The sequence below is a fragment of the Cellulosimicrobium cellulans genome, assembly GCF_001722485.1.
Taxonomy (GTDB): Bacteria; Actinomycetota; Actinomycetes; order Actinomycetales; family Cellulomonadaceae; genus Cellulosimicrobium; species Cellulosimicrobium cellulans_A.
The window spans coordinates 47,380-64,909 of record NZ_LWGL01000001.1 but is presented as its reverse complement, the minus strand read 5'-3'; the positions used below and the strand labels follow the sequence as shown (position 1 = coordinate 64,909).

The window sequence follows — 17,530 nt, the reverse complement described above, 5'->3', positions numbered from 1 at the left end:
GCGCGTCGCCGGAGGGCTCGGGGTCAGCGGCTCAGGCGGCCGTGCCGCTCACGGCGCGCACGGCCTCGAGCACGACCTGCGCGACGGCGCCGGGCTGCGAGACGGCGAGCGCGTGGGACGCGCCGGGGACCTCGGTGGTGCCGCGCGAGCCGGCCCGCTCGGCCATGAAGCGCAGCGCCTCGGCCGGGATGTTGCGGTCCTCGGCGCCGTGGACGAACCACGACGGGAGGTGCCGCCACGCCGGGTCGGCGGTGCCGAGCGGCTCGTTGAGCGCCGCGAGGGCGACGGGACGCTGGGCCACGGCCATGAGGGCGGCGGTCTCCTCGTCGACGTCGGCGACGAACTGCTGGTGGAAGGCGTCCTGGCGGATGGTGAGCTCCTGCCCGCCGTCCGCGAGGAGGGTGGGCGCGACGGCGTCCCCGAGCGTGCTGCCCGGGAACTTCGCCGAGAGCTCGAACGCGCTCTCGCCGGTGTCGGGCGCGAAGGCGCCGACGTAGACGAGGCCGACGACGTTCTCCGCGCCCGCGGCGCCGTGCGTGGCGACCATGCCGCCGTAGGAGTGGGCGACGACGAGGACGGGCCCCTCGATCGACGTGACGACGTCGCGCAGGTAGGCGGCGTCGCCGGCGAGCGAGCGCAGCGGGTTGGCGTTGGCGACGGCGGGCACGCCGGCGGCGCGCAGCCGCTCGACGACGCCGTTCCAGCTCGTGGAGTCGGCGAACGCCCCGTGGACGAGGACGACGGTGGGTGCGGGCATGGATGTCTCCTGACGGGTGCGGTGCTCGGGTGCGGGTGGTGGTCGTCGCTCAGCGGGTGCCGAGCGCGGTGCGCAGCGTGTCGATCGCCTGGGCGACGGCGCCGCTCGCGGCGGCGGTCGGGCGGATCGGGTTGAGCATCATGAAGTCGTGGAGGACGTTGTTGTAGCGGGTGCTGGTCACGCGCACCCCGGCCTCGACGAGCCGGCGCGCGTACGCCTCGCCCTCGTCGCGCAGGACGTCGTTCTCGTCGACGATCACGAGCGCGGGCGGCAGCCCGGCCAGGTCGTCGAGGCTCGCGCGCAGCGGTGAGGCGGTGATGTCGGCGCGCGCGTCGACGTCGGGCTGGTAGCAGTCCCAGAACCACGCCATGGCCTTGGCCGTGAGGAACGGGCCGTCGGCGAACTCGCGGTAGGAGTCCGTGTCCTGGCCCGCGTCCGTGACCGGGTAGTAGAGCGACTGGTGGACGAACGTCACGTCGCCGCGCTGCTTCGCGAGGATCGCGAGGACGGCGGCCATGTTGCCACCCACGGAGTCGCCCGCGACGGCGAGACGGGACGTGTCGAAGCCGTGCGACGCGCCCTCGGTGGTGATCCAGCGCGCGGTTGCGTACGCCTGCTCGACCGCGACGGGGTGCCGCGCCTCGGGAGACCGGTCGTACTCGACGAAGACGACCGCGGCCTGCGCGCCGACGGCGAGCTCGCGCACGAGGCGGTCGTGCGTGCCGGCGTTGCCGAGCACCCAGCCCCCGCCGTGCACGTAGAGGACGACGGGCAGCGGGCCCGTCGAGCCGGCGGGCCGGACGATCCGCACGTCGACGTCCCCGACGTCGGCGGAGACCGTGCGCCACTCCTCGTCGACGTCCAGCAGGTCGACGGGCGCGGACTGGACGTCGTCGAGCACCTTGCGGGCCCCCTCCGGGCCCAGCTCGTAGAGGAACGGCGGCTTCGAGGTCGCCTCGGCGAACTCCTGGGCCTGCGGTTCGAGGACGTGTTCGCTCATGCTCGTGCTCCTTGCTCGGGAGGACGGTCCGGTGAGGGGCCGGGCGGCGGGCGTCGTACCGGCCGCCACTGGTCTAGACCGAGCACCGCGCCGGTCTGTGACAGCCCCGGCGCGGTCGTCTCGGACGGTGGGCGACGGAGCCTGGCGGGTGTCACGGATCGGTGGGCTGCGCGGTCGAGGGGGTGAGAGCGCGCAGAGGGCGCGCCGCACAGGAGGCGGTCATGGAACGCATCGTCATCGTCGGTGGGGGCTACGCCGGGTTCACGGCGGCCCGCGAGCTCGAGAAGCGCCTGCGGCGCGAGCTGCGCCGCGGCGACGTCGAGATCGTGCTCGTCGACCCGCGCCCGTACATGACCTACCAGCCCTTCCTGCCCGAGGTCGTCGCCGGCTCCGTCGAGGCCCGCCACGCGGCCGTCGCGCACCGGCGCCACCTGCACCGAACGCGCCTCGTCGACGGCACGGTCACGCGCGTCGACCACGCGGACCGCGCGGTCGTCGTCCGGCCCCGCTCGGGCGACGAGTACCGGCTGCCCTACGACACGGTGGTCGTCACCGCCGGCGCGGTCACGCGCGTCTTCCCCGTGCCGGGCGTCGCCGAGCACGCGATCGGCATGAAGCACGTCGAGGAGGCCGTCGCGATCCGCGACCGCCTGCTCACGTCGTTCGACCGCGCGGCGAGCCTGCCCGCCGGGCCGGAGCGCGAGCGCCTGCTCACCGTGACGTTCGTCGGCGGCGGGTTCTCGGGCGTCGAGGGCTTCGCCGAGCTGCTCTCGCTCGCCCACGACCTCCTGCGCCTGTACCCGGAGATCGACGCGTCGGAGCCGCAGTTCCACCTCGTCGAGCGCAACTCGCGCATCCTGCCCGAGGTCACCGAGCGCCCGGGGCGCTGGGTGGTCCAGCAGCTCGAGCGTCGCGGCGCGCACGTGCACCTCGGCGCCGGGCTCGAGTCGGCCGAGGGCGGCGTCGTCCGCCTGTCGACCGGCGAGGAGTTCGCCACGGGCTTGCTCGTGTGGACGGCCGGCAACGCGGCGAACCCCGTCGTCGCCACCCACACCGACCTGCCCGTCGACGCGCGCCGTGCCCGACCTCGCCGTCCCGCGCTCCGGCGCGCTCACCGTGCCGAACGCCCAGCACGCCGTGCGGCAGGGGCGGCGCCTCGCGCGCAACCTCGTCGCCGCCCGCCGCGGCCGCCCGACGCACCCGTACGTGCACGGGAGCCTCGGCGTCGTCGCGACGCTCGGCATCGGCTCGGGCGTGTTCGAGTACCGCCGGCTCGTCGTGCGCGGTGCGCTCGCGTGGCTCATGCACCGCGGGTACCACGTGCTCGCGATCCCCACGTGGGAGCGCAAGGTCCGCGTCCTCGCGGTGTGGCTGACCGCCGCGCTGTTCGGTCGCGACGTCGTCTCGCTCACCGCCGTGCAGCGGCCCCGCGAGGCGTTCGTCGCCGGCGTGCCCCGCACCGAGGCCGCCGCCCCCGCCGCCGAGGTGAGCACCGTCGTCGGGCAGGACCCGACCACGCCGCGGGACACGGCCCGCGTGCCCGCCGCCTGACGGCGGACGCTCAGGTCACCGACCGGCCGCCGCGTCGACCGCGCGGCGCGCCCGGTCGGCGAGCGCCGTCAGGTCGCCGCCCGGCAGGAGCGCGTCCCCGAGGAGGGGGCCGCTGAGCCCGACGACGACCGCGCCCCGGTCGAGGTACGCGCCGATCTCGTCGATCGCCACCCCACCGGTCGGCATGAGCGGGATGTCGGGCAGCGGCGCGCGCAGCTGCTCCAGGTACGCGACGCCGCCCACGGGGCCGACCGGCGACACCTTCACCGCGGGCACGCCCGTCTCCCAGGCGGCGAGGATCTCCGTCGGGGTCAGCGCGCCGGGCACGAACGGCACCCCGCGCGCCCGTGCGCTCTCGACGAGCGGGGCGCGCAGGACCTGGCTGACGAGGAAGTCCGCACCCGCGTCGACGGCGTCCTGCACGTGCTGCTCGGACCGCACGGTCCCGACGGCGAGCACGAGCTCGTCCGGCAGCGTGCGGCGTACCTCGCGGACGGCGTCGAGGACGCCGCGCGTCGTCATGGTGAGCTCCAGGCACCGAAAGCCGGCGTCCCAGAGCACCTCGGACGCCGCGACGAACCGGTCGGCGTCGGGGGCGCGGAGGATGGCGACCGCCGGCACGCCGCTCAGGCGCGCGAGGAGGTCGGTGCGGACCGCGGGCTCCGCGGTCACGGCTCGGCCCTGCGGACCTGCGTGCCGGCGATGTCCTCGTAGTACTGGACGAGCCCGCTGTGGTCGTCGGCGCCGTGCCCGTCGCCCTCGAGCGCGTCCATCATCGCGAGCACCGAGCCCGTGAGAGGCAGGGGCGCGTCGAGCTGGGACCCGGTCTCCAGGGCGTTGCGCAGGTCCTTCGCGTGCAGCTCGATGCGGAAGCCGGGCGTGAAGTCGCGGTCGAGCATCATCGGGGCCTTCGCCTCGAGGACCGCGCTGCCGGCCAGCCCGCCGCGGATCGCCGCGACGACGGCGGCCGGGTCCACCCCGGCGAGCTCGGCCAGGACGAGGGCCTCGGACACCGCGGCGATGGTGCCGGCCACGACGACCTGGTTCGCGAGCTTCGCGGTGCTGCCGGCCCCGATCGGCCCGACCCGCACGACGGAGGACCCCACGACCTCGAGGACCTCGCGGACGCGGTCGAAGACCTCCTCGTCCCCGCCGACCATGACGGACAGCGTGCCCGCGACGGCCTTGGGCTCGCCGCCGCTGACCGGGGCGTCGAGCATCGCCACCCCGACGCGGGCGAGGCCGTCGTGGACCTCGCGGGCGGCGGCCGGCGTGATCGAGCTCATGTCGACGTGCACGAGGCCCTCGTGAGCACCCTCGGCGATGCCGTCGGCGCCGAGCGCGACGTCGTGCACCTCGGGGCCGTTCGGCAGCATCGTGACGACGAGCTCGACCTGCTCGGCGATCGCGCGGGGGCTGTCGGCGAGCGCCGCCCCGGCCTCCGCGAGCTCGGTCGCGGCGCCGCTGTGCTTGCTGACGACGAGGTCGTGGCCGGCCCGGGCGAGGTTGAGGGCCATGGGCTTGCCCATGATCCCGAGGCCGATGAATCCGATGCGCATGGGCTTGCGGTCCTTCCCGGGCGACGCTGGGGGTGTCCCGACAGTACGAGGCCGCAGTCATGCGCGTCCAAGCCTAAGAAGGCATGGATTGATGCCCGGGAGGCATCGGGATCCGGCACAGATCGGTCCCCGACGGTGGTGCACTTCTGGCAGGGATTCCCGTCCTGACCGACGACGACGTCGAGGAGCTGCCCCATGAACGACCGCATCCGCCGGCTCACGCTGTCCCACGTCGTGCTGCCGCTCGACCGGCCGGTGAGCGACGCCAAGGTGCTCACCGGGCGCCAGCGGCCGCTCACCGAGACGTCGCTGCTCTTCGTCGAGGTCGAGACGGAGCAGGGCCTGCACGGGACCGGGTTCAGCTACTCCAAGCGCGCCGGCGGGCCCGCCCAGTACCGCCACCTGGCGGAGGTCGCCGAGGTCGCCCTCGGGCAGGACCCGTCCGACATCCCGCGCGTCTACACGTCCCTGCTGTGGGCGGGCGCGTCCGTCGGGCGGTCCGGCGTGGCCACGCAGGCGATCGCCGCGCTCGACGTCGCGCTGTGGGACCTCAAGGCGCGCCGCGCCGACCTCCCGCTCGCGCGGCTGCTGGGCGCGCACCGCGACTCGTGCCGCGTCTACAACACCTCGGGCGGGTTCCTCCAGGCGTCGGTCGACGAGGTGAAGGAGCGCGCGACCGCGTCCCTCGAGGCGGGCATCGGCGGCATCAAGCTCAAGGTCGGGCAGCCGGACTGGGCCGAGGACCTGCGCCGGGTCGAGGCGCTGCGCGAGCACCTCGGCGACACCCCGCTCATGGTCGACGCCAACCAGCAGTGGGACCGCGCCCGCGCGCGGCGGATGTGCCGGGCGCTCGAGCCCTTCGACCTCGTGTGGATCGAGGAGCCGCTCGACGCGTGGGACGCCGTCGGGCACGCCGACCTCTCCCGGACGTTCGACACGCCCGTCGCGACCGGGGAGATGCTCACGTCGGTCCCCGAGCACATGGCGCTCCTCGACGCCGGCTACCGCGGGATCGTGCAGCCCGACGCGCCGCGGATCGGCGGCATCACGCCGTTCCTGCAGTTCGCGGCCCTCGCCGCCCACGCCGGGCTCGCGCTCGCCCCGCACTACGCGATGGAGATCCACCTCCACCTCGCCGCGGCGTACCCGACCGAGCCGTGGGTCGAGCACTTCGAGTGGCTGGACCCGCTGTTCGAGGAGCGCATGGAGATCCGCGACGGCCGCATGCGGGTCCCCGACCGCCCCGGCCTCGGCATCACGCTGAGCGGGCGCATGCGGGACCTCACGCGCGAGACCGTGACCTTCGGGCGGTGACCTCCGGGCGGTGACGTCCGGGCGGTGACGTCCGGGCGGTGACGTCGTCGGCGCCCGCGATCACCAGCGCGCGGTGTTCGGCGTGAACCCCGGGTCGACGGACCGCATGTAGACCGTGTCCTCGCGGCGCCGCACGCCGCACGTGAGGTACTGCTCGTGCAGCTCGGCCAGCAGGTCGCGGTCGAGCTCGACGCCGAGGCCCGGGCCCGTCGGGACCGCGACGGCGCCGTCCTCGAAGGCGAGGACGCCGGGGACGACCACGTCCTGCGTCTTCCACGGGTAGTGCGTGTCGCACGCGTACGTGAGGTTCGGGGTCGCGGCCGCGAGGTGCACCATCGCCGCGAGGGAGACGCCGAGGTGCGAGTTGCTGTGCATCGACAGGCCCATGCCGAACGTCTCGGTGATCCCGCCGAGGAGCGCGGACGCGCGCAGCCCGCCCCACAGGTGGTGGTCGGACAGCACGATCTGCACCGCGCGTGCCGCGACCGCCGGGGGCAGGTGCTCGAACGCGATGACGCACATGTTGGTCGCGAGCGGCACGTCGGTGCGCGCCGCGACGTACGCCATGCCGTCGATGCCGGGCGTCGGGTCCTCCAGGTACTCCACGACGCCGGCGAGACGCTCGGCCACCTCGACGGACGTCGTCGGGGTCCACGCGCCGTTGGGGTCGAGCCGCAGGGGCATGCCGGGGAACGCCGCGTGCAGCGCCTCGAGCGCCGCGCACTCCTCGTCCGGGGGCAGGACGCCGCCCTTGAGCTTGAGCGAGCCGAACCCCCAGCCGTCGACCATGCGCCGCGCCTGCGCGACGACGCCGTCGGGGTCGAGCGCCGCGCCCCAGTCGTCCTCGGGCATGCCGGGGTGCCCGGCCCACTTGTAAAACAGGTACCCGCTGAACGGGACGCGGTCGCGGACGGCGCCGCCGAGCAGGTCGCTCACCGGCCGGCCGGTCTCGCGCCCCATGAGGTCGAAGCACGCCACCTCGAACGGCGACAGCACCGTCGGGACGGCGGACCCGAGGTCGAGCATCCCCCCGAACGACGCGCCCGCCCCGCCGGTCGCGCGGCCGAGGACGTCGGTCACGAGGCGCTGCAGTCCGTGCAGGTCCCACGGGTCGTGACCCGGCAGCGCGGCCGCGACCGCCTCGAGCCGGGCGAGGTGGGTCTCGTCGGCGTACGTCTCCCCCAGCCCGACCAGCCCCGCGTCGGTGTGCACCTCGACGAGCGCCCGCAGCGCCCACGGCTGGTGCACGCCCACCACGTTGAGCAGCGGCGGGTCGCGGAACGCGACGGGGGTGACGACGACGCGGCTGACGCGGCTGCCCCGGCTGGCCCGGCTGACCCGCGAGGTCATGCAGGCGCCTTGACGGCGAGCACGGGGACGCCGGCCTCCAGGAGGATCCGCTGCGCGTCGCTGCCCATGACGAGCTTGCCGACGGGCGACCGGCGGCGCAGGCCGATGACAATCATCCGGGCACCGGTGCTCCGGACGAGCTCGTCGAACGTCTCCACCATGTCGTGCCCGTGCGTGGCGCGCGCGACGCGTGCGGGCACGCCCGCCGCCGACGCCCGCGCGACGAGCTCGTCCGCCGCCGCGTCGTCCACCAGGTCGGCGTCGACCGTCGCACCCCGCCGGGCGCTGTTGACGATGACGACGTCCTCGCCGTGCACGGCCGCCTCGGCCAGCGCCGCCTCGAACGCCGCCTCGCCGACGGGGGTGGGGATGTAGCCGATCAGGAGGGTCATCGGTGCGCCTTTCTCCGGGAGGTGTCGGTGTCCTGCGGCGAGCCGGCGGACGACCGGGCGGCGGCGCGGCGATCGCGCAGCATCTTCACGGCGGGCCACAGGGCGACCAGGACGAACACCGCCAGCAGCGTCCCCGAGATCGGGCGCGTGAAGAAGCCGGTCGGGTCGCCGCCGAAGATCAGCAGCGACCGCCGCACGCTCGACTCCACGATCGACCCGAGGACGAAGGCGAGGACCATCGGACCGGGCTCGAAGCCGAGCTTCTTCATGAGGTAGCCGATGACGCCGAACACGATCATCACGAAGATGTCGAAGGTCGAGTTGTTGATCGTGTAGACGCCGAGGACGGTGATCAGCGCGGTGAGCGGGGCGAGGATCGCCGGCCGCACGCGCAGGACGCGGACGAACAGGCCGACCAGCGGGATGCTCAGCACGAGCAGGATCAGGTTCCCGATGTACATCGAGTTGATGACGCCCCAGAACAGGTCGGGGTTCTCGTCGACGAGCTGGGGGCCCGGGCTGATGCCGAGGATGAGCAGCGCGCCGAAGAGCATCGCCATCGACGCGTTGGCCGGGATGCCGATCGTCAGCAGCGGGATGAACGACGACGTCGCCGCCGCGTTGTTCGCCGTCTCGGGCGCCGCGACGCCCTCGATGGCGCCGCGCCCGAACCGCTCGGGCCGCTTGCTGACGCGCTTCTCCGTCGCGTAGGCCGCGAGCGACGCCATCACCGCGCCACCGCCGGGCAGCACGCCCAGGACGAAGCCGATCACCGACCCGCGCCCGATCGCCCCCGACGACTCCCGCAGCTCCTTGCGCGACGGCCAGACGTTGGCCACCGCCGCGGGGACGTGGGGCTTGCCGTGCCGCTGCTCAAGGTTGTAGAGGATCTCGCCGACGCCGAACAGGCCCATCGCGACGATGACGAAGTCGATGCCGTCGGACAGCTGCAGGCTGTCGAACGTGAACCGCTGCGCCCCGCTGAACGAGTCCCGGCCGATCGTGGCGAGCAGGAGCCCGAGCGAGGCGGAGATCATCGCCTTGACCATGCCGCCGCTGCCGATGGACGCGACGAGCAGCACGCCGAGCAGCGCGAGCGCCGCGTACTCGGGCGGGCCGAAGTCCAGGGCCCACTGCGCGACGAGCGGCGCGAGGAGCGTCAGTCCGATGATGGAGACCGTCGCGCCGACGAACGACCCGACGGCGGAGATGCCGAGCGCCGTGCCGGCCCTGCCCTGCTTCGCGAGCGCGAAGCCGTCGAAGACGGTGACCACGGACGACGCCTCGCCCGGCAGGCGCAGCAGCACCGAGGTGATGGTGCCGCCGTACTGGGCGCCGTAGTAGATGCCCGCGAGCATGATGATCGCGGAGACGGGGTCGATCGTGTACGTGATCGGCAGGAGGATCGCGATCGTCGCGGCCGGGCCGAGCCCGGGCAGGACGCCGATGAGCATGCCGATCAGCACGCCGACCAGGCAGTAGAGCAGGTTGGTCGGCTGGGTGACGAGCGCGAAGCCGTCGAGGAAGGCGGTCAGGTCCACGTCGCCTCCCTCAGATCAGGTGGGGCAGCGGCACGCGCAGCCCGTAGATGAACAGGACGTAGAAGACCGCGACCGCGCCCACCGACACGAGGACGGTGCTGCGCCACGACTCCCCGCCGAGCAGCCGCAGCCAGACGGCGCACAGCAGCAGGGCCGGGATCTCGAACCCGATCAGCGGCATGAGCGCGCCGAGCGCGACGAACGTCACGACGGCGACCGCCGGGACGAGGCTGGAGCGCGTGAACTCCTCCGTGTCCTCGCCGTGGCGCCCGCCGACGAGGAGCACGACCCCGAGGACCGCGATCACGACGCTCACGGCGAAGGGCCACAGGCCCGGCCCGGGCCGCTCGAGCGACCCGAGCCCGTACCCGAGCGCCAGGACGGCGCCGCCGACCCCGAGGGCGATGGTCACGAGGGCCCCGACCACCTGGTAGCCGGGCCCGCCGTGCGGCGGGCGCTCCTCCGCGAGCTCGCGCGCGACCTCCTCCTCGAGCTCGACGAGGATGTCGCGCCCGGTCTCGTCCCGCTGCGGGGCGTGCTCCTGGCTCATCCGCTGACCTCCTCCGCGTCCCGCCGGGTCAGCCCTCGCCGCCGAGGTCGATGCCGTACTCCTCGACCAGGTCGGCGTACCGCTGCTTGTCCTCCTCGAGCTGGGCCACGACCTCGTCGCCGGGGATCTCCATGGGCGTGAGGCTGTTCTGCTCGTTGAAGGACTGGTACTCCTCCGACTCGAACGTGTCCTGCAGGCCCTGGACCAGAGCGTCCTTGACGGCGTCCGGCGTGCCCTTCGGCACGGTGAGGAAGCGGTACTGCGCCACCTCGACGTCGAGGCCCTGCTCCTGCGCGGTCGGCACGTCGGGCAGGTACTCGATGCGCTCCGGCCCGAACACCGCGAGCGGCGCGAGCTTGCCGGACTCGATGTTCTCGATCGCCTCGCCGACCTGCAGGCACGCCGTGTCGACCTGGCCGCCGAGGACGGCGGTGAGGGCCGGGGCGCCGCCGTCGAACGGCACCGCCTCGCCCTGGACGCCCGCGCTGCCGAGCAGCAGCGCGCAGGACACCTGGGCGCCGGTGCCGACGCCCGTCGTGCCGTAGGTGACGGTCGACGTCGCGCCCTTGACCGCGTCGAGCGTCGAGTACGGCCCGCCGGCGGGGGCGACCATGACGTAGTCGTCGCGCGAGATGCCGTGGACGACGTCGAAGTCCTCGATGCTCGTCACCTCGTCCTCGCTCACCGCGAGCGGCGTGATGGCGAAGAGCGAGGCGTTCTGGATCGCGATCGTCGACCCGTCCGGCTCGGCGGAGGCGAGCTCCGCGGCGGCGATCGCGCCGTTCGCCCCCTCGCGGTTGATCACCGGGAACGACTGCCCGAGCGACTCGGACAGTCCCTGGGAGACGGCCCGGCTGATGAGGTCGGACGAGCCGCCCGCCGAGGCCCCGACGAGCATCTCGACGCTGCCCGTGGGGTAGTCCTGCGCGGTCTCGTCACCGCCGCCGGTCGTGGTCTCGACCCCGCTGCAGGCCGAGAGGATGAGGGCCGCCGTCCCGAGCGGGACGGCCAGGCGCATGGTGTGGTGGCGCATCGTTGCACTCCTTGTCCGAACGCTGTGACTCACGACACTAGACGTGTGCGACGATGCCCGTCCAAGCCCCGTTCGGCATGGGGTGTTCCACTTCGCGCATCGTCAGGAGACCCCCGTGATCACGTTCGAGCAGGTGCGTTCCTTCGTCGCCGTGGCCGAGGAGCTGCACTTCGGCCGCGCGGCGGAACGGCTCCGCATGACGCAGCCGCCCCTGTCGCGGCAGATCCAGAAGCTGGAGCGGGCCGTCGGCGCCCGGCTGCTCGAGCGCGACAACCGCCGGGTCGAGCTCACGGCGGCGGGGGCGGCCTTCCTCGAGGAGTCGTACCGGATGCTCAGCCTCGTCGAGGCCGCCGGGGACCGGACCCGCCGCATCGACGCGGGCGCCGCCGGCGTCGTCCGCCTGGGGTTCACGGCCGTCTCCGCGGTCTCGGTGCTGGGCCCCCTCCTGCGCCGGCTCGCCACCGAGCTGCCCGACGTCGACGTCCTCCTCTCCGAGCGCGTGACCATGGCGCAGGTGGAGGGCATCCGGCGGCGCGAGCTCGACATCGGTCTCGCCCGTCCCCCGTTCGACACCACGCTCACGGCGTCGCGCGTCATCCTCCGCGAGCCGCTCGTCGCGGTCGTGCCCGAGTCCCACCCGCTGGCCTCGCTCGACCGCCCGCTCACCGCCGACGACTTCGAGGGGCAGGCGGTGATCGGCTACCACCCGCAGCAGTCGCGGTACTTCCACGAGCTGCTCGTGCGGTTCCTCGCCAACGCCCACCCGCGGATCGAGCAGTCGGTCCACCAGGTGCTCACGGTCATGCTGCTCGTCGCGGCCGAGCAGGGCGTGTCGCTCGTCCCGGCGTCCGCCCAGTCGCTGCGCGTCGAGGGCGTGGTGTTCCGCCCCCTCGTGCACCACGGGGGCGACACCCGGCTCGACGCGGACCCCGAGCGCCCGGTCGAGCTGCACGCCATCTGGTCCCGCGAGCACGCGACCCCGGCGCTGCGCCGCGTGCTCAAGGTCGTCGCCTCGATGGGCCCCTGAGGCGCGCGGCGATGCCTGCGGCGCATCGTCGGATGCGCAAGAGAACCTGGACAGGCATCGGTGCCGGTCCCTAGCGTCGTGCCCACCGCTCCGACGACGACGACGAGGTGTCCATCCATGAGCGCGACCATCGCCCGGGTCGACGTGGTGCCCGTGGCGGGCCACGACTCGATGCTGCTCAACCTCAGCGGGGCGCACGCGCCCTACTTCACGCGCAACATCGCGATCGTGACCGACAGCGACGGCCGTGAGGGCGTCGGCGAGGTGCCCGGCGGCGAGCGGATCCGGGCGACGATCGCCGACGCCGCGGACCTGCTCGTGGGCCGCCCCGTAGCGCGGTACCGCTCGCTCCTGCGCGAGGTCGCCGCCCGCTTCGCCGGCCGGGACACCGGCGGCCGCGGGCTGCAGACGTTCGACCTGCGCACGACCGTGCACGCGGTCACCGCCCTCGAGTCGGCGCTCCTCGACCTGGCCGGCCAGGAGCAGGGCCTGCCCGTCGCGGAGCTCCTGGGGGACGGGCAGCAGCGCACGAGCGTCCCCGTGCTCGGCTACCTCTTCTACGTCGGCGACCCGGACCGCACCGACCTGCCGTACCTGCGCGAGCCCGACGGCGCCGACGACTGGGAGCGCGTGCGGCGCGAGGAGGCGCTCACGCCCGAGGCGGTCGTGCGCCTGGCGGAGGCCGCGAGCGCCCGGTACGGGTTCGAGGACTTCAAGCTCAAGGGCGGGGTGCTGGCCGGCGAGGAGGAGCTCGCCGCCGTCACGGCGCTGCACGAGCGGTTCCCGGAGGCCAGGATCACCCTCGACCCGAACGGCGGCTGGCTCCTGGCCGACGCCGTCCGCCTCCTGCGCGGGCAGGACGAGGTACTCGCCTACGCCGAGGACCCGTGCGGCGCCGAGGGCGGCTACTCGGGGCGCGAGGTCATGGCGGAGTTCCGCCGCGCGACCGGCTTGCGCACGGCGACGAACATGATCGCGACCGACTGGCGCCAGATGGCCCACGCGGTCCGGACCGACGCGGTCGACATCCCGCTCGCCGACCCGCACTTCTGGACGATGGCCGGGTCGGTCCGCGTCGCCCAGCTGTGCGCCGACTTCGGCCTCACGTGGGGCTCGCACTCCAACAACCACTTCGACGTGTCGCTCGCGATGTTCGCGCACGTGGGCGCCGCCGCCCCGGGCGACATCACCGCGCTCGACACCCACTGGATCTGGCAGGACGGCCAGGGGCTCACCGAGCAGCCGCTGCAGATCCGGGGCGGCGCGATCGAGGTGCCGTCCGCGCCGGGGCTCGGCGTGCGGCTGGACCGCGGCAAGGTCGAGGCCGCGCACGCGCTCTACCGCGAGCAGGGCCTCGGCGCCCGGGACGACGCCCTGGCGATGCAGTACCTCGTGCCGGGCTGGGCGTTCGACCCGAAGCGGCCCTGCCTCGTGCGCTGACCGGCCTGCCCCGGCCAGGACGGCACAGTCGCGGACGGCGCGGGCCGGGCGGGGCGCTCAGCGTGCCGCGACGAGGGCCTGCGCGACGCGCCGTGCCGTGCCGGTGGTCTCGGCAGGCCGGCGCAGCCGCATCGCGAGGTACCCGGTGACGACGAGGAGGAGCTCGTCGGCGAGCGCGTCGCCGCGCTCGGGGTCGACCGCGGCGGCGAGCGCGGCGAGCCGGGCGCGCATGGTCTCGGTGTCGGTGCGGATCGCCCGCTCGACCTCCGCGGGCGGGTCGGCGTACTCGGCGGCGGACCCGAGGAAGGCGCACCACCGCGACCCGACGGGACGGGTCCGGAACGCGTCGAGCGCGTCGAAGACCGCGAGCAGCCGCCCCTCGGGGGTTCCCTGGGCGGCGACGGCGTCGTCCCAGGTGTCGAGCCAGGCGCGGTGGCGCCGCTCGAGCGCCGCGGCGAGCAGCGCCTCCTTGCTCGCGTAGCCGCGGTACAGGGTCGCGGGCGACACCCCGGCCCGCTCGAGCACCGCGTCGACCGACGTCGCCGCGATCCCCCGCGAGAAGAACAGCTCGTCGGCGGCGTCGAGCAGCTTCGCCTCGGTCGTCGCGCGGATCGCCATGCCAGCACCTTAGACTCGTCGACATGAAACGCTCGTTTTCGTTTCAGGGTATCTACGCCGCGCCGCTCCTCGTGGCGGGGACGGCCCTCATCGCCGCGACGTACGGGCTCGTCCGCTTCGCGTACGGGCTCTACCTGCCCGACGTCGAGGACGAGCTCGGTCTCGACGTCGCGGCGGCGGGCCTCGTGTCCGGAGGCGCCTCCGTCGTCTACTGCGCGGGCGCGCTCGTCGGGTTCCTCGCGGCGGCGCGGCACGCGCGGGCGCTCGTCGTCGCGTCGGCGCTCGGCGCGGCCGTCGGAGCGCTGGGGATGGCGCTCGCGCCGGGCCCGGGGACGTTCGCAATCTTCGCCGTCGCGAGCTCCTCGGGGGCCGGCCTGGCCTCCCCCGCGCTCGTCGCCGTGCTGCAGCGCGACCCCAGGACGCGCGGCCGGCCACGGACGCGAAGAGCCGCTCCAGCGGGCCGCGGCCGAAGGCCCACCGCCACGCGGTCGCCGCCGCGAGCGTCACGAGGACGAGCACGAGCAGCGGGCCGTTCGTCGTCTGCTCGTACGCCTCCTCGCCCCACGCCCACAGCACGACGATCTGGGCCGAGTAGACGGTCAGGGCCATCGCGCCCACAGCGGCGAGGGGCGCGAGCACCCACCGTCCGACCCGGCCGGCGAACAGGCACAGGCCGAGCACGGCGACCGCGAAGCCGCCGGAGCCCACCACCTCGAGCAGCGTGTCGGTGTGCGGGCCGGCGAGCCAGAGGTAGACGGACGTCGGCCAGGGGTCGTCCCAGCCGAGCGGCTCGGGCCGCAGGGTGCTCGACCACGCCGCCGCGGCGTCCTCCACGGCCGGCGTGCCGCCGAGCGGCTCGACGACCGCCGCGGAGATGCCGTACGCGACCAGCGTCGCGAGCAGGCCCCCGCCGACGAGCGCGACGCGCACCGCCGTCGAGGTGAGGTCGAGCCGCCCGATCGCGAGGCCCGCGAGCACGTACGCCATCCAGACCGCCGCCGGGTAGTGGCCCGAGACGAGGAAGTCGGTGAGCGCGCCCGAGCCGTCCTCGGGCAGCCGCAGCCCGGCACGCGCGAGAACTTCCGGGCCGTAGTACGCGAGGACCGGGCCCCCGAGGGCGAACGCGCCGGCCGCGACCGCCAGCCGGCCGGGCGACCACCGCAGGAACGGCAGCGCGAGGACGAAGTACGCGGCGTAGAAGCCGAGGATGAGCAGCACGCGCGTCCCGAGCAGGTCGAGCAGGCCCACGAGCCCGAGCAGCAGCACCGCTCGCACGAGGACGCGCGTGCGCACCTGCAGCGCCGGCAGCCCGTCGAGCGGCGTCCGGCCCCCCGAGACGATCGCGAGCGAGACGCCCGCGACGAGCGCGAAGAGGATCGACGAGCGTCCGTGCGCCACCGCGAGCCAGTTCTCCGCGCCCGTGACCGGGTCCCTCGTGTACCCGACGTGCGCGGCGAACATGCCGAGGACCGCGATCCCGCGCGCGACGTCCACCCCGCTCACGCGCCCGGCGCCGCCGAGCAGGAGGGCGGCGTGCCGTCGCGCGAACGTCGGTGCGGGCGCGGCCGGCGGGGCGACGGTCATGCGTGCGATTGTCCCCCTGATCATGGTGCGGCCGCACCGCCCAGACTGTGAGAACGGGGTCGAGAACGACCGACGCGCCCCCTACGGTGCGGGTATGACCGAAACCCCCACGAGCGGAGTCGGCACGACCGACGACCCCCGCGGCGACGCCCCCACCGGGGCGGCCGGGTCCAACCCCGCCAAGGAGTCCGAGTCCTACACGCACGGGCACCACGAGTCCGTGCTGCGCTCCCACCGGTGGCGCACGGCCGAGAACTCCGCGGGATTCCTCCTGCCGCACCTGCGCGAGGGCATGAGCGTCCTCGACGTCGGCTGCGGCCCGGCGACGGTCACGGTCGACCTCGCCGAGCGCGTCGCGACCGGCCGCGTCGTCGGGGTGGACGCGTCCGCGAAGGTGCTCGACAGCGCCCGCGAGCTGGCCGAGCGGCGCGGCACCGAGAACATCACCTTCCAGCAGGCCAACGCCTACGAGCTGCCGTTCGCCGACGGCACGTTCGACGTCGTCTACGCCCACCAGCTCCTGCAGCACCTGTCCGACCCGGTCGCCGCCCTGCGCGAGATGCGGCGCGTCGCCAGGCCCGGCGGCCTCGTCGCCGTCCGCGACGCCGACTACGCCGCCATGACCTGGTACCCCGAGTCGCCCGGCCTCACCGAGTGGAACACGCTCTACCACGAGGTCACGCACGCGTACGGGTTCGAGGCCGACGCCGGTCGTCGCCTCTTCGCGTGGGTCCAGGACGCCGGGTTCGACCCGGCCGGCATCGAGCCGTCGGCGAGCACGTGGTGCTACGCGACGCCCGAGGACCGCACCTGGTGGGGTGGCCTGTGGGCCGAGCGGTGCGTCGCCTCGAACTTCGCGGTGCAGGCCAAGGAGTCGGCGCTCGCGGACGACGTCGCGCTCGAGCAGCTCGCGCAGGACTGGCTGCGCTGGGCCGAGGAGCCGGCCGGCTGGTTCGCGGTGCTCAACGGCGAGGTGCTCGCGCGGGCGTGACGCCCGGGTGCGCGGGCCGTCCGGCGGATAGCCTGTGCCCGTGCGCATCGCGAGATTCACCACCGGAGACGACCCCCGCTACGGCCTGGTCCAGCAGGAGGGCGACCGCACCTTCCTCGCGGTCCTCACCGGCGACCCGCTCTACATGCCGGTCACGCCCACGGGCGAGCGGCTCGAGCTGGGCGACGGCGTGCGCCTCCTCGCGCCGGTCATCCCTCGCTCGAAGGTCGTCGCCGTGGGACGCAACTACGCCGACCACGCCCGGGAGATGGGCAACGAGGTCCCGTCGCGCCCGATGGTGTTCCTCAAGCCCAACACGTCCGTCGTCGGGCCGGACGACCCGATCGTCCTGCCCGACTTCTCGCAGGAGGTCTCCTACGAGGCCGAGCTCGCCGTCGTCATCGGCCGGCTCGCGAAGGACGTCTCGCCCGAGGCCGCGCCCGCGTACGTGCTCGGCTACACCGTCGCGAACGACGTGACCGCGCGCGACGCGCAGCGCACCGACGGGCAGTGGGCGCGCGCCAAGGGCTTCGACTCGGCGTGCCCGCTCGGCCCGTGGATCGACACCGACCTGAACCCGGAGGACGTCGCCGTCCGCAGCCGCGTCAACGGCGAGACCAAGCAGGACGGCCGCACGAGCGACATGGTCTTCGACGTCGCCTACCTCGTGTCGTACATCTCCGAGGCGATGACGCTCCTGCCGGGCGACGTCATCCTCACCGGCACGCCCGCCGGTGTCGGGCTCATCGACGTCGGCGACCGCGTCGAGTGCGAGGTCGAGGGCATCGGCGTCCTGAGCAACCCAGTGCTGCGCCGCGGTTGA

17 protein-coding genes and 1 pseudogene are annotated in these 17,530 nt (G+C 74.2%); 7 read left to right on the top strand and 11 right to left on the bottom strand.

Annotation, left to right across the window (positions count from 1 at the left end; genetic code table 11):
• Positions 1 to 31 precede the first annotated feature (31 nt).
• Both JZ5iCDA_RS00305 and JZ5iCDA_RS00300 read right to left on the bottom strand, forming a co-directional pair.
• A complete protein-coding gene (locus JZ5iCDA_RS00305; RefSeq protein ID WP_069385276.1) occupies positions 32 to 757 on the bottom strand; it encodes an alpha/beta fold hydrolase in 726 nt (241 codons plus the stop codon).
• A gap of 49 nt (positions 758 to 806) precedes the next feature.
• Entirely contained in the window at positions 807 to 1,757 is a 951-nt protein-coding gene (locus JZ5iCDA_RS00300) for an alpha/beta hydrolase (RefSeq protein WP_069385275.1), read from the bottom strand.
• A gap of 221 nt (positions 1,758 to 1,978) precedes the next feature.
• Between JZ5iCDA_RS00300 and JZ5iCDA_RS19960 the strand changes: the two are divergent.
• Both JZ5iCDA_RS19960 and JZ5iCDA_RS19955 read left to right on the top strand, forming a co-directional pair.
• A pseudogene (locus JZ5iCDA_RS19960) lies at positions 1,979 to 2,773 on the top strand (NAD(P)/FAD-dependent oxidoreductase); the annotation flags it as partial.
• Between the two features lie 61 nt (positions 2,774 to 2,834).
• A complete protein-coding gene (locus JZ5iCDA_RS19955) occupies positions 2,835 to 3,308 on the top strand; it encodes a hypothetical protein (protein ID WP_069385273.1) in 474 nt (157 codons plus the stop codon).
• Positions 3,309 to 3,323: 15 nt separating this feature from the next.
• On the opposite strand, the gene JZ5iCDA_RS00285 is transcribed toward JZ5iCDA_RS19955, so the two are convergent.
• Both JZ5iCDA_RS00285 and garR read right to left on the bottom strand, forming a co-directional pair.
• Positions 3,324 to 3,980 carry a bifunctional 4-hydroxy-2-oxoglutarate aldolase/2-dehydro-3-deoxy-phosphogluconate aldolase gene (locus JZ5iCDA_RS00285; protein ID WP_069385272.1) on the bottom strand — a complete coding sequence of 219 codons (657 nt, stop codon included), beginning with the start codon at positions 3,978 to 3,980 and terminating at the stop codon, positions 3,324 to 3,326.
• Positions 3,977 to 4,867: a 2-hydroxy-3-oxopropionate reductase gene (garR, locus tag JZ5iCDA_RS00280; protein WP_069385271.1), complete on the bottom strand. Its 891-nt coding sequence runs from the start codon at positions 4,865 to 4,867 to the stop codon at positions 3,977 to 3,979. The genes JZ5iCDA_RS00285 and garR overlap by 4 nt, the downstream gene beginning before the upstream one ends.
• A 195-nt stretch (positions 4,868 to 5,062) precedes the next feature.
• Between garR and JZ5iCDA_RS00275 the strand changes: the two genes are divergently transcribed.
• A complete protein-coding gene (locus JZ5iCDA_RS00275; protein ID WP_069385270.1) occupies positions 5,063 to 6,181 on the top strand; it encodes an L-talarate/galactarate dehydratase in 1,119 nt (372 codons plus the stop codon).
• 60 nt (positions 6,182 to 6,241) lie between these two features.
• On the opposite strand, the gene JZ5iCDA_RS00270 is transcribed toward JZ5iCDA_RS00275, so the two are convergent.
• Genes JZ5iCDA_RS00270 through JZ5iCDA_RS00250 form a run of 5 tightly spaced genes read right to left on the bottom strand, consistent with a single transcriptional unit; the run spans position 6,242 to position 11,047 of the window.
• Positions 6,242 to 7,531: a glucarate dehydratase family protein gene (locus JZ5iCDA_RS00270; protein WP_069385269.1), complete on the bottom strand. Its 1,290-nt coding sequence runs from the start codon at positions 7,529 to 7,531 to the stop codon at positions 6,242 to 6,244.
• Positions 7,528 to 7,923: a universal stress protein gene (locus JZ5iCDA_RS00265; RefSeq protein WP_069385268.1), complete on the bottom strand. Its 396-nt coding sequence runs from the start codon at positions 7,921 to 7,923 to the stop codon at positions 7,528 to 7,530. The genes JZ5iCDA_RS00270 and JZ5iCDA_RS00265 overlap by 4 nt, the downstream gene beginning before the upstream one ends.
• Complete coding sequence (locus tag JZ5iCDA_RS00260; protein ID WP_069385267.1) at positions 7,920 to 9,464, bottom strand: tripartite tricarboxylate transporter permease; 1,545 nt, start codon at positions 9,462 to 9,464, stop codon at positions 7,920 to 7,922. The genes JZ5iCDA_RS00265 and JZ5iCDA_RS00260 overlap by 4 nt, the downstream gene beginning before the upstream one ends.
• A 10-nt stretch (positions 9,465 to 9,474) precedes the next feature.
• On the bottom strand, positions 9,475 to 10,014 hold the full coding sequence (locus JZ5iCDA_RS00255; RefSeq protein ID WP_083259482.1) for a tripartite tricarboxylate transporter TctB family protein: 540 nt from the start codon (positions 10,012 to 10,014) through the stop codon (positions 9,475 to 9,477).
• Between the two features lie 28 nt (positions 10,015 to 10,042).
• Positions 10,043 to 11,047 (bottom strand): Bug family tripartite tricarboxylate transporter substrate binding protein, encoded by a 1,005-nt coding sequence (locus JZ5iCDA_RS00250; RefSeq protein ID WP_069385266.1) that lies wholly within the window; start codon positions 11,045 to 11,047, stop codon positions 10,043 to 10,045.
• A 115-nt stretch (positions 11,048 to 11,162) separates the two neighbouring features.
• On the opposite strand from JZ5iCDA_RS00250, the gene JZ5iCDA_RS00245 reads away from it, so the two are divergent.
• Positions 11,163 to 12,074, top strand: a complete 912-nt coding sequence (locus tag JZ5iCDA_RS00245) for a LysR family transcriptional regulator (protein WP_069385305.1) — start codon at positions 11,163 to 11,165, stop codon at positions 12,072 to 12,074.
• Positions 12,075 to 12,191: 117 nt separating this feature from the next.
• Positions 12,192 to 13,514, top strand: coding sequence for an enolase C-terminal domain-like protein (locus tag JZ5iCDA_RS00240; protein ID WP_069385265.1), 1,323 nt, complete (start codon positions 12,192 to 12,194; stop codon positions 13,512 to 13,514).
• A 57-nt stretch (positions 13,515 to 13,571) separates the two neighbouring features.
• Here the strand turns inward: JZ5iCDA_RS00240 and JZ5iCDA_RS00235 are convergent, their stop codons facing one another.
• Positions 13,572 to 14,132 (bottom strand): TetR/AcrR family transcriptional regulator, encoded by a 561-nt coding sequence (locus tag JZ5iCDA_RS00235; protein ID WP_069385264.1) that lies wholly within the window; start codon positions 14,130 to 14,132, stop codon positions 13,572 to 13,574.
• A gap of 87 nt (positions 14,133 to 14,219) precedes the next feature.
• Positions 14,220 to 15,716 (bottom strand): heparan-alpha-glucosaminide N-acetyltransferase domain-containing protein, encoded by a 1,497-nt coding sequence (locus JZ5iCDA_RS00230; protein WP_069385263.1) that lies wholly within the window; start codon positions 15,714 to 15,716, stop codon positions 14,220 to 14,222.
• A gap of 94 nt (positions 15,717 to 15,810) precedes the next feature.
• Here JZ5iCDA_RS00230 and JZ5iCDA_RS00225 point away from each other — a divergent pair, with 94 nt between their 5' ends.
• Positions 15,811 to 16,707 carry a methyltransferase domain-containing protein gene (locus JZ5iCDA_RS00225; protein ID WP_083259481.1) on the top strand — a complete coding sequence of 299 codons (897 nt, stop codon included), beginning with the start codon at positions 15,811 to 15,813 and terminating at the stop codon, positions 16,705 to 16,707.
• A 40-nt stretch (positions 16,708 to 16,747) separates the two neighbouring features.
• Entirely contained in the window at positions 16,748 to 17,530 is a 783-nt protein-coding gene (locus JZ5iCDA_RS00220; RefSeq protein WP_069385303.1) for a fumarylacetoacetate hydrolase family protein, read from the top strand.

Bases quoted from the DNA above. Each gene is read 5' to 3' on its own strand.
- JZ5iCDA_RS00250 (WP_069385266.1), bottom strand. From the start codon at position 11,047: ATGCGCCACCACACCATGCGCCTGGCCGTCCCGCTCGGGACGGCGGCC.
- JZ5iCDA_RS00230 (WP_069385263.1), bottom strand. From the start codon at position 15,716: ATGACCGTCGCCCCGCCGGCCGCGCCCGCACCGACGTTCGCGCGACGG.
- JZ5iCDA_RS00270 (WP_069385269.1), bottom strand. From the start codon at position 7,531: ATGACCTCGCGGGTCAGCCGGGCCAGCCGGGGCAGCCGCGTCAGCCGC.
- JZ5iCDA_RS00305 (WP_069385276.1), bottom strand. From the start codon at position 757: ATGCCCGCACCCACCGTCGTCCTCGTCCACGGGGCGTTCGCCGACTCC.
- JZ5iCDA_RS00275 (WP_069385270.1), top strand. From the start codon at position 5,063: ATGAACGACCGCATCCGCCGGCTCACGCTGTCCCACGTCGTGCTGCCG.
- JZ5iCDA_RS00240 (WP_069385265.1), top strand. From the start codon at position 12,192: ATGAGCGCGACCATCGCCCGGGTCGACGTGGTGCCCGTGGCGGGCCAC.
- JZ5iCDA_RS00235 (WP_069385264.1), bottom strand. From the start codon at position 14,132: ATGGCGATCCGCGCGACGACCGAGGCGAAGCTGCTCGACGCCGCCGAC.
- JZ5iCDA_RS00225 (WP_083259481.1), top strand. From the start codon at position 15,811: ATGACCGAAACCCCCACGAGCGGAGTCGGCACGACCGACGACCCCCGC.
- garR (WP_069385271.1), bottom strand. From the start codon at position 4,867: ATGCGCATCGGATTCATCGGCCTCGGGATCATGGGCAAGCCCATGGCC.
- JZ5iCDA_RS00300 (WP_069385275.1), bottom strand. From the start codon at position 1,757: ATGAGCGAACACGTCCTCGAACCGCAGGCCCAGGAGTTCGCCGAGGCG.
- JZ5iCDA_RS00265 (WP_069385268.1), bottom strand. From the start codon at position 7,923: ATGACCCTCCTGATCGGCTACATCCCCACCCCCGTCGGCGAGGCGGCG.
- JZ5iCDA_RS00255 (WP_083259482.1), bottom strand. From the start codon at position 10,014: ATGAGCCAGGAGCACGCCCCGCAGCGGGACGAGACCGGGCGCGACATC.